Below are 9,713 nucleotides of genomic sequence, written 5' to 3'. Positions count from 1 at the left end.
GGATCGGTCCTGACCGTCGACGGCGGGTACACCGCTGGCTGAACACCCTGCTGGGCATCACCATCAGCAAGGAGCTGAACGACCTGTTCTCCGTCGCTCCTTTTGGTCCGGCCCGCTCCCGGAACGCCTGATTTCCGGCGACCCTGCTTTTCGGACCTGGGCCCAGGACGTCGCCCGTGGGGAGTCGATCCATACGGGCGTCTGGGAAGCGACGCCCGGCGAGATGCGCTCGATCAAGGGCGAGACCTTCGAGTTCTGCCACATCTCTCCGGCGTCGTCGAACTCATACCTGAAGGCGGCGAGCCGGTGATCTACAAGGCCGGCGACAGCTTCGTCATGAAGCCGGGCTACGTCGGCGTCTGGAAGACCATCGAAACCGTGCGCAAGATCTACGTGACCGTGACGTGATGCCGATGCCCGGCCCCGATCGCCTTCAGGGTTTACGCGAAGCTGCCTGCTGAGCAACGTCGCCGGGGCCGATGGTCCGCTCGGCCCGTCCCTCAGCCCCAGGCCAGGATCTGCTTCATCCCTCACCAGAGCCCTCATGCTCCGGCTCTGCTGAGGACCACGCCCACTCCGCTGGTCACCCGCTGTGCCGGCTCCAGTTTCCCCACCGCCACCCACCCGGTCACCCGGCCGACGTCGCTCCGGCGACAAGGTCGTCGGGGACCTCGATCCACGGCGAACACCCGCCCCAAACGACGATCGGCAAGGCAAGCGGGCGATGTTCTGTCCGCGTTCGCCGCCTGAACAATCCCCCCGCATGCGAGGTAAAGCCCCCGCACAGCTGGTCCCATGCGTCCCCAGATGAGGAGTATTGCCATGAGTGATGCCCAGATCGGTCGTAGAGCGCTCCTGCGCGGAGCAGGCGGCCTGGCCGCCCTCGCCGCTCTTCCCTCCCTCGCCGCCTGCGGCACCGGCTCCAGCCGGACAGCCGGTGGGAGTGGTGGCAAGGGCGGCAAGACGGTCGTCGTCCGTGACAGCGGCGGTTCCTACGGTGCCGCCCTGCAGCATCAACCGCGGCCTGGTCTCCGAGGTCGCGGCACCCTTCGGCGGGATCAAGCAGTCCGGCCTGGGCCGTGAGGGCGGGCCCGAGGGCCTCCACGAGTACCAGCAGCTCAAGTACCTGTCATTGCCCGGCTTTCACAGCTGAGCAAGCCGACACTAGCGGAGCCCTCTCCCCCCGTCGTGCAGGGCAAGGCAGTGACCGGGGTGAGGGTCCATTCCACTACGTCCACCAGAGGCCCGGTCAAGGGTGGCCGCCAGTCTCCGGCGGCCTCAATGTCGCCAGCCTGGCCGCCCGGGCGGATCTTCGACAGGACGGCGGTGTGAAGCAGTTCCTGCCGTCGGCGCCTGCCTCTCAGTTCCTGGTCACCGACAGCAAAGGACATCCAGCAGTTGGCGGGGCAGGGCGTCTGGGACGTCAAGCAGCCATGGCAGCCCGGTGGGGAGTCTCGGTTCTTCCTCACCGGCACCCCACCATGCTCCGCAGCCCCCCATGGCACCCGTGATCCGAGTGCCGTGGGACGGCCATCTCCACCGACTTGACGAAGTAGTTGACCGCGCACGGCCGGGCTCGAAACACCACGTGCTGACCGGACGCCTGCGGCACCCCATTGCGCGTGTCCCTGACCGGCGGTCACCGCAACGACATCACCCAGCTCCTGCCCCTGGTCGAGGCCTGCCGCCGGTACGTGGCAAACGAGGCAGGCCCCGGCGCAAGCCCCGCACGTTATACGCCGACCGCGGCAACGACCACGACATCTACCGCCGCCGGCTGCGCGAACGCGGCATCACACCGAAGATCGCCCGGCGCGGCGAGCCGCACGGCTCGGGCCTGGGGTAAATCCGATGGGTTGCCGAGTCCGCCATGGCCTGGCTCCACGGCCCCCGCCGACTGCGGATCCGCTGGGAAGCACGCGACGACATGCACGTCGCCTTCCTCCAGCTCGCCCACTGCATGACTCTCGCCCGGAAGAATCCAGCATTGTGAAAGGACCCCTTACAGCCCAACCGGCCGACCTCCAGCTCGCCGTGCAGAGGCCCTGAACTCCTGGGCACGGCCACCGCGGTCGTCGCAGCAGCGTGTAGCCCGAGCCCGGGACCTGCTGGAGCCGAGCGACCTGTCGGTGGACCAGATCGCCGGCCGGGTTCGGCTTCCCCAGGAGCACCTCCCTGCGCCGGCACCTGCACGCGGCGATCGGCATCTCACCCCAGGCGTACCGGCGTACGTTTCAGGCGGCCCGCTAGTGCCCACCCCTAGCCACTACTTCGGTGAACTGATGCGGTGCGGGAAGTGTGCCGGCCGGGCCCGCCGGCCTGTCGGCGCGGCGCGGTTCCGCCGGTCGGCGGGGGCGTTGCCGAAACCTGTCGGATGTTCCACCTCCTGGCGGCACCGAAGGATCCGTCGTATGACACAGGTAAAGCCGCCGCAGGAGCTGTCGGCTCCGCAGAGGAACGCGACTCCACCGCCGCAGGCCTCGTCCGAGTCCGCCGGGCAAGTCTCGGGCGGCCCCTCGATGGGACGCCTGGTCGGGCTGGATCTGGCCCGTGCGCTGGCGGTGTTCGGCATGTACATCGTGCACATCGCTCCGATGGACTCCCCCCAGGGCAGCGTCGGCAGCTGGGTGTACTTCCTGGCCGAGGGGCGCTCCTCGGCCCTGTTCGCCACCCTTGCCGGGTTCTCGCTGATGCTGATCGCCGGCCGCCGTGAGCCGAAGACCGGTCTGGCGGGCCGGCAGGCGAAGGCCCGCATCGCGATCCGCGCCGTGATCCTGCTGGCCCTGGGCACCGTGCTGGCGATGGAGTACGGGGACATCATCATCCTCGCCTACTACGGCGTCTACTTCCTCCTCGCACTGCTCCTGGTACAACTGACCGCCAGGACACTGGCGCTCATCGCGGCCGGGATCGCGCTGGTCATGCCGCAGCTGGCGTTCGTTTTGAAGATGTGGCTGAGCGACTCCGTCCAGCAGACCATCAACGCCCCTGGCCACACTGCTGACCGGCGCGAGCGCCGTATGGAACGTCGGCGGAGGTGGGGGACCCTCCAGCGGCTCCGGTCCGGGCTCCATGGGCAGCGGCTCCGCGGTCTCCGGCTCCATGGGCAGCGCACCCGGCGGGCCCGAGCTGTCGGCCTCGGACCTGCTGGGCGCCGTGTCCCACACCGGCACCACCTTCCACCATCGGCTGCGCGGGCATCGCGATCCTCGTGATCGTGGCCGCGACGGCGGCGATGGACCGCCTGCCGCTACTGCGCCGCCTGGCGAAGCCGGTCATCGCCGTGGGCACCATGTCCCTGACCGCCTACGTAGGCCACTTCCTCGCACAGTCCGCGTGGCCCGGTTCCGGCGCTGGCACCACGACATCCTGGGTACCCGTGCTCACGTACATCCTGACAGCGATCGTGTTCGCCACGATCTGGTGCCGCTTCTTCCGCCGCGGCCCTCTGGAGTATCTGCTCAACGCCGCCACCAAACCCGCCAAGTACATCCGCTGATGTCCGGTCGGGGTGGCTCGGGTTCCTGCCCCACCCCGGCCCGCTCGGCCCGCAAGGGGGCAGCCTTGTGGGCCTCGGCAGTGGACCTGGCCGACTGATCTCAGCTCCGCCTGACGCCGACCTGCCGTCCGTGGCGCGGCCTGGGGAGTGGCCGGCCATGCCTGGGCCAGGGGCCGGGACATGGTCCCCGGGGCAGGATTGTGCGCGGGCCAAGACGCGACTGCCGCCGATGCGGCTGAGGCCACGACGGATACACCCAGGTTGGTGAACCACGGAGTTGGCGGCCAAATGCCTCTCGCCGCCTCATCTGGTCGAAAGAGCAGCGGCGGTTGCCCACGCGTGTCGAGGCTGGTGATTTCCGCCCAGGTCGTAACTCGCGGTGAAACGCAGAGCGCCCGTACTCGACGGATGTCAGCTGAGCCAGGCGTCCATGACGGCCAGGCATGCGGTGATCACCAGGATCGCCACACCCGTGGCGGCCATGATGGACAGGGTCGCCTCGCTGTGCGGGGCTGAGGCCAGCATCCCGGCCGGGGTGTCGCCGAAGATGCCGATGCTGTCGGGCGATACGGATGACACGGACGACATGCCCGGCCCCTCTTCGGCTTTCCGGACGGCTTCGGCGGCACCGGGTACGAGACGCACCGCCAGCCAGGAGCCGCCGTAGCCGGTGACGGCGAGGGCCACGCCGGTGAGGGCGAGGCGTATCCGGACCGCCGTGGCAGTCAGGTCGCAGCGGGCGACAGCCATACCGGCGATCACGAACGGGACCCAGGTCAGGGCCGGATAACCGCCGGTGAAGAACAACGAGACGGGGCCGTCGGCCTGGCCGTAGGAGAGGAACACGCGGCCGCCGACCACCGGCTTCAGCGCGTACAGCAGTTGCGGGCCCACCAGGGCCCATCCCGCGGCGACAAGCGCCAGTGGCTTGGCGCCCAGCCGGTACAGCGGCAGCACGAGCAGGAAGAACAGGCCGTAGAAGACGAGGATCGGCACGACCGGGGTGCCGGTCATGGTCAGGGCGGTGCCGAGGGCCAGCAGGATCACGGCCCTGATGATCACCTTGGCGACGGCCTGACGGCCGGCCAGGCCGGTCTTCGGCGTGCGGCGCCCGGTGATGAGAGCGACCGCGAAGCCGGCCAGGACGGCGAACAGGGCGGAGGAGCGGCCTTGCGCCAGCTCCATCAGGAAGCCGAGACACCGCCCTGAGCCGGGGCGGGGCCCACGTGGACCGCGTACATGCCGAAGACGGCCAGGCCGCGGGCCAGGTCCAGCCCGATCAGCCGGCCCACTCCGGGCGCACCGGTCGAGGGCTCACGACGCTCACCTCCAGAAGACGGGGTATCGGCCGGGAGCAGCGCGGGGTCCGGGTGATGGGCCATGGCCCTCAGACTGGAGGCCGGGCCGATCACGGCCCATCCGACAGGAGGCTGCCGCGGCCCTGCCGAGTGGTGGGTGCTACCCCGCCGTGTGGCTGGAGCTGCAGTTCAGCGGGCCGCCGGGACCGATCGGGGCTTTAGGGTCGAGTCGGCGTGGGCCGGACGGTATGAACGAAGGGTAGGGGAGCGCATGATCCGGGTAGTGGTGGTTGACGACGAGGCTCTGGTCCGCTCGGGTTTCCAGCTGATTCTGGGCGCGTCCGAGGACATCGCGGTCGTCGCGACCGCGAGTGGCGGCGAGGCGGTCGAGACGGTCCGCCGGGAGCGGCCCGACGTGGTGCTGCTGGACATCCGGATGCCGGAGGTCGACGGGCTCACCGTGCTCCGGGAACTGCGCACGATGCCGGACCCGCCGGTGGTGGCGATGCTGACCACGTTCGACGCCGACGAGTACATCCTCACCGCCCTGCACTCCGGCGCGGCCGGTTTCCTCCTCAAGGACACCGAGCCCGAGCAGCTCGCCCACCTGGTGCGCACCCTGGCCGCGGGCGGTGTGGTGCTGTCCCCCAAGGCGTCGCGGACGCTGCTGCACAGCCACCCCGGCACCGGGACGGCCGTCGACGAGGAGGCCGCGCGGGTCCGGCTGCTCACCGCGCGGGAGCGCGACGTCCTCGTCCTGGTGGCGGAGGGGCTGTCGAACGCCGACATCGGGGCGCGTATCCACCTGGGGGCGGGCACGGTGAAGGACCACGTCAGCGCCATCCTGACGAAGCTTCGCGTGGCGAGCCGGGTGCAGGCGGCGCTGCTGGCGCAGCGGGCCGGGCTACTCGACGAGCGCCTGCGGTCGGAGGCCGGGGGATGAGCCGTGCACGCGCCCTATGGCAGCGGGTTCCCGCGCCGGTCATCGACCTCGCCCTGGTGGCAGCGGCGGCCGTGGACGTGCGGCTGAACAACTGGGAGCCCACGCGCCTCGAGCTCGCGCTGGCGGCTGTCGGGTGCACCGCGCTGGCCTTCCGGCGCCGGTTCCCGCTCGTCGTGTTCCTGCTCACCCTGCCCGTCGCGCTGATGCAGGATGTCGCCGTCGCTGTGCTCGCGGCGCTGTTCACCCTGGCCGAACGCTCCCGCAACCGCCGTCTCCTCGCTGTGTGCGTCGCCCTGGCCGCCGTCGCGAGCAGCACTCCGTGGCCCCTGGCCGAGGTCGACCGGACCATGACATTGGTCTTCTTCGTGTACGGCCTGGCTACGACCGCGGCACCGGTCCTCTTCGGCCAGCTTCTCCAGGCACAGCGGGACCTGGCGCGGCGGTTGGCCGAGATCGAGGAGGCAAGGGAACACGAGCGGACCCTGCACGCCCATGCCGTCCTCGCTCGCGAACGCGCCCAGCTGGCCCGGGAGATGCACGACGTGGTCTCCCATCAGGTCAGCCTGATCGCCGTACGGGCCGGGGCGTTGCAGGTCGCCGCCCGGGACGTGGACGCCAAGGAGGCCGCTCGCACGATCCGTTCGCTGAGCGTCACCACGCTCGACGAACTGCGCACCATGGTCACCCTGCTGCGGGCCTCCGGCGGCGACGCCACCGAGCTGACGCCTCAGCCCACCCTTGCAGACCTGCGTAAACTCGTGGAATCGAGCGGCACTCACGTACAGCTGACGGGGGAACTGCCGCCCACTGTGAGCACACCCACCCAACGCGCCCTCTACCGTACGGTTCAGGAAGCGCTGACCAACGTCCGCAAACACGCACCCGGCGCCACGGCCAGCGTCGAATTGTGGCAGGACGGCGAGGGCATCGGAGTGACCGTCACCAACACCCCATCCACGCGTCCTTCCCTGTCCCTCCCCGGCTCCCAGCAAGGCCTCGTCGGGCTGCGGGAACGTGCCGACATCCTGCACGGCACCCTGGATGCGGGCCCGACCGCGGAAGGCGGCTACCGGGTGCGGCTGCGGATCCCGCTCAGCGCGGACTGAGCTGTTACGTAGGGCCTGTCCGGCGGATCATTACCTACGGCACGTGAACCCTGGGAAGGATCCTCGGGATGCGGATGCGGATGCGGATGCGGATGCGGATCCGGATCCGCATCCCGAGGGGGGCGGGGCCGAGGCGTCAGGCCATTGTGAACTTGGCGACTACGATCTCTCATGGTCTTCCGTCGGCTCACGAGGCCATGGTCCGCGGCCGGCAAACGGGCGCTGGCGCCCTGACCTGCGCTCCGCCGAGCATGCACGTCCCGCTCCCCGCCCTGACCGGCTCTGGTGCCGCGGTCGGACAGTCAACGTCCCGGCACCAGGCTGACAGCTCTGATTTCCGCCTCGCCCACGGCGGACGACGAGAGCTACACGTGACAAGTCGCCGCGTCACTTCAGCAGCGTGCTGACCAAGGCGACGGCCACTCCCAGGATCGCGTCGGCACAGCCGATCCTGAGAGCTCGTCCCCATGTGCTGCCCGCGGCCCGGGAAGCCAGCACGCCCCAGCCCAGCAGCAGGACGGTGTTGATGCCGAAGGCGACGTACTCGATGCCTGCCGAGCGCCACCAGCCAAGGCCCGCCCCCCCCACAGCAGCAGTGCGGTGGGCAGCGCCGCCACCACCAGCGGCCATTCGGCGAGCACGGCACGCACCACACCCCGCACGCCGGGACGTCCCTGCGCGTCGCGGTGGGCGATCTGGTGGGCGTAACCATGGGCCAGGGCCGAGGCGAGGGCGGTGAACAGGACCCATAGGGCATCGTCCATGCGTGCCGCTCGAGTCGTCTCACCGAACTGGGTGAGCGCGGCAACGGCCGAACTCGACACCAGCAGCCCGTACACGCCGCCGAACAGCGCGGTCGGCTGCGCCAGCCAGCTCCACACCGCTCGTCTGTGACGGATGGCGGACTCGGTGTACATGGGTGGCCTTTCGCGGTCTTGGTCTGTGTGGGTGCGGGTGTGGGTGGTTGTCCGGCCGGGCGTGGGGCAGTGGCCGACCGGACCACCTCGCGTGTGGTGGGGTCATCGGGCGGGGGTCAGGAGCTGGGTGGCTGCCAGTTGTGCGTACAGCGGGTCCTCATCCACCAGTTCCTCGTGGGTGCCGATGGCGTGGACCCGTCCGGCGTCCATGACGACGATCCGGTCGGCGCCGGTCACCGTCGACAGGCGGTGGGCCACCACCAGCACGGTGGTTTCGCGGGCCACCTCCGTGAGGACGTCCCGCAGCGCCAGCTCGTTGACGGCGTCGAGCTGCGAGGTCGCCTCGTCCAGGAGCAGCAGGCGGGGCCTGCGCAGCAGGGCGCGGGCGATGGCGACGCGCTGCCGCTCACCGCCGGACAGCTTGGAGCCGCGGTGTCCGACCGGGGTGTCCAGGCCGTGGGGCAGGCGCTCGACGAGGGCGTCGAGCTTCGTCCGGGCCAGGGCGTCGCGGATGTCGTCGTCCGTCGCGCCGGGCGCCGCGAAGACGAGGTTCTCCCGCAGGGTGCCGGCCAAGACGGGCGCGTCCTGTTCCACGTACCCGATGGCAGACCGCAGCTCGGCCAGGGACCAGTCCTGGACGTCCTTGCCGTCGACCAGGACCCGGCCGCCGGTGACCTCGTGGAACCGCTCGATGAGCGCGAAGACCGTCGACTTGCCCGCGCCCGAGGGACCGACGAAGGCCGTCGTCCCCGTGCCCGGCACATCGAAGCTGACCTGGTGGTGGACGTACGGCAGACCGGGGCGGTAGCGGAAGGACACGTCCTCGAAGCGGACCGACGCCGGGCCCGGCACCGCCGCCTCCTGCCGGGGCGGGGTGTCCTGCCGCCCGATGACCGGCTCCGTCGCCAGACGTTCCACGGCCGCGATCCGGGAGATGGCGGCCGACCCCTCCTGGTAGGAGGACGCGGCGTCGACCAGCCGGGACACCGGCTCCATCAGATAGAAGAGGTACAGCAGGAAGGCGATGAGGGTGGAGACCGGGATCTCCCCGGACGCCACGCGCGCCCCGCCGACGGCGAGCACCGCGAGGAAGGCCAGCTGTACGGCGAGTTCGTCGGCCGAGCCCGCCGCGGCCTCCCACTTCGCGCTCTTCACGCCGTGCCGCCAGGCCCGCCGTGCCGCCGCCTCCACACGGGCGGTCTCCCGGCCCTCGGCGCCGGACGCCTTCACCGTACGGAACGCCCCGAAGGCCCGCTCCAACGCGACGGAGATCTCCCCGACCGCGCGCTGCGACCGTTCGGTGGCCCGCGCGATCCGCGGCATCACCAGCGCGACGGCCCCGCCGACCAGCACGACCACGCCGAGCGTCACACCCAGCAGCACGGCGTCGAGGAACGCCATCATCACGATCGCCGCGACGAACGCGACCGCACCCGTGGCCGCGGAGACGACCGCCTGCGTGCTGACCGCCCGCAGCAGCGTCGTGTCCGAGGTGACGCGGGACATCAGATCACCCGGCGGGATCCGCTCGAACTCCGCGATCCGCAGCCGCAACAGCCGCCCCACCACGGTGCGTCGAGCGGCCAGGACCACCGACTCCGCCGTCCGCTCCAGCACGTACGCGCCGAACGCCTCGACCGCCGTGCCCATCACCACCAGCACGGTGAGCCCGATCAGGATCCCGGTGATCGTCCCACCAGAGGCCATCCGGTCCACCAGCGCCTTCGTGGCCAGCGGCTGCAACAGCGCCCCGGCGGCCCCCACCAGGGCACACAACAGACCAAGGGCAACGGCCCAACGGTGCGGCCGGACATACCCGTACAGCGCCCTGACCGTCTCCCGGGCAGACAGAGACGTCTCATCCTTCGCCGGGGCGGATGCGGTGTTCACAACATTCCTTCCTTCTGGGGTCCGCCCGGCACCGCATGGACGGTGCCGGGCGGACCGGGG

The 9,713-nt window shown here is 70.5% G+C and carries 7 protein-coding genes and 4 pseudogenes; 8 read left to right on the top strand and 3 right to left on the bottom strand.

The genetic code is table 11. From position 1 onward, the window contains the following. The first annotated feature begins 306 nt into the window (after positions 1 to 306). The 5 genes and pseudogenes from HNR57_RS40690 (at position 307) to HNR57_RS34000 (ending at position 3,499) form a co-directional block, all read left to right on the top strand. Positions 307 to 408, top strand: coding sequence for a cupin domain-containing protein (locus HNR57_RS40690; RefSeq protein WP_313675525.1), 102 nt, complete (start codon positions 307 to 309; stop codon positions 406 to 408). Between the two features lie 421 nt (positions 409 to 829). Continuing rightward, on the top strand, positions 830 to 1,153 hold the full coding sequence (locus HNR57_RS39935; RefSeq protein WP_246555191.1) for an aldehyde dehydrogenase family protein: 324 nt from the start codon (positions 830 to 832) through the stop codon (positions 1,151 to 1,153). 405 nt (positions 1,154 to 1,558) lie between these two features. Beyond that, positions 1,559 to 1,993 (top strand): annotated as a pseudogene (locus tag HNR57_RS34005) (transposase); the annotation flags it as partial. Between the two features lie 85 nt (positions 1,994 to 2,078). Next, positions 2,079 to 2,250, top strand: a pseudogene (locus tag HNR57_RS39930) (helix-turn-helix domain-containing protein); the annotation flags it as partial. Between the two features lie 269 nt (positions 2,251 to 2,519). Then, positions 2,520 to 3,499 (top strand): annotated as a pseudogene (locus HNR57_RS34000) (DUF418 domain-containing protein). Positions 3,500 to 3,919: 420 nt separating this feature from the next. Here HNR57_RS34000 and HNR57_RS33995 read toward each other — a convergent pair. After that, positions 3,920 to 4,881, bottom strand: a pseudogene (locus tag HNR57_RS33995) (heparan-alpha-glucosaminide N-acetyltransferase domain-containing protein); the annotation flags it as partial. A 199-nt stretch (positions 4,882 to 5,080) separates the two neighbouring features. Here HNR57_RS33995 and HNR57_RS33990 point away from each other — a divergent pair. Continuing rightward, positions 5,081 to 5,740 (top strand): response regulator, encoded by a 660-nt coding sequence (locus HNR57_RS33990; protein ID WP_376772320.1) that lies wholly within the window; start codon positions 5,081 to 5,083, stop codon positions 5,738 to 5,740. Continuing rightward, complete coding sequence (locus HNR57_RS33985; RefSeq protein ID WP_184566315.1) at positions 5,737 to 6,846, top strand: sensor histidine kinase; 1,110 nt, start codon at positions 5,737 to 5,739, stop codon at positions 6,844 to 6,846. The genes HNR57_RS33990 and HNR57_RS33985 overlap by 4 nt, the downstream gene beginning before the upstream one ends. Positions 6,847 to 7,233: 387 nt before the next feature. Here the strand turns inward: HNR57_RS33985 and HNR57_RS39925 are convergent, their stop codons facing one another. Then, positions 7,234 to 7,434: a hypothetical protein gene (locus HNR57_RS39925; protein ID WP_246555190.1), complete on the bottom strand. Its 201-nt coding sequence runs from the start codon at positions 7,432 to 7,434 to the stop codon at positions 7,234 to 7,236. Between the two features lie 174 nt (positions 7,435 to 7,608). Between HNR57_RS39925 and HNR57_RS40425 the strand changes: the two genes are divergently transcribed. Continuing rightward, positions 7,609 to 7,740 (top strand): hypothetical protein, encoded by a 132-nt coding sequence (locus HNR57_RS40425; protein WP_281403932.1) that lies wholly within the window; start codon positions 7,609 to 7,611, stop codon positions 7,738 to 7,740. 125 nt (positions 7,741 to 7,865) lie between these two features. Here the strand turns inward: HNR57_RS40425 and HNR57_RS33975 are convergent, their stop codons facing one another. After that, complete coding sequence (locus HNR57_RS33975) at positions 7,866 to 9,653, bottom strand: ABC transporter ATP-binding protein (RefSeq protein ID WP_184566313.1); 1,788 nt, start codon at positions 9,651 to 9,653, stop codon at positions 7,866 to 7,868. Between the last annotated feature and the right edge of the window lie 60 nt (positions 9,654 to 9,713).

Origin of the sequence: Streptomyces paradoxus (assembly GCF_014202475.1) — a bacterium.
GTDB lineage: Bacteria > Actinomycetota > Actinomycetes > Streptomycetales > Streptomycetaceae > Streptomyces > Streptomyces paradoxus.
The sequence above is the reverse complement of the archived record's forward strand: the minus strand, read 5'-3'. Positions and strand labels throughout refer to the sequence as shown.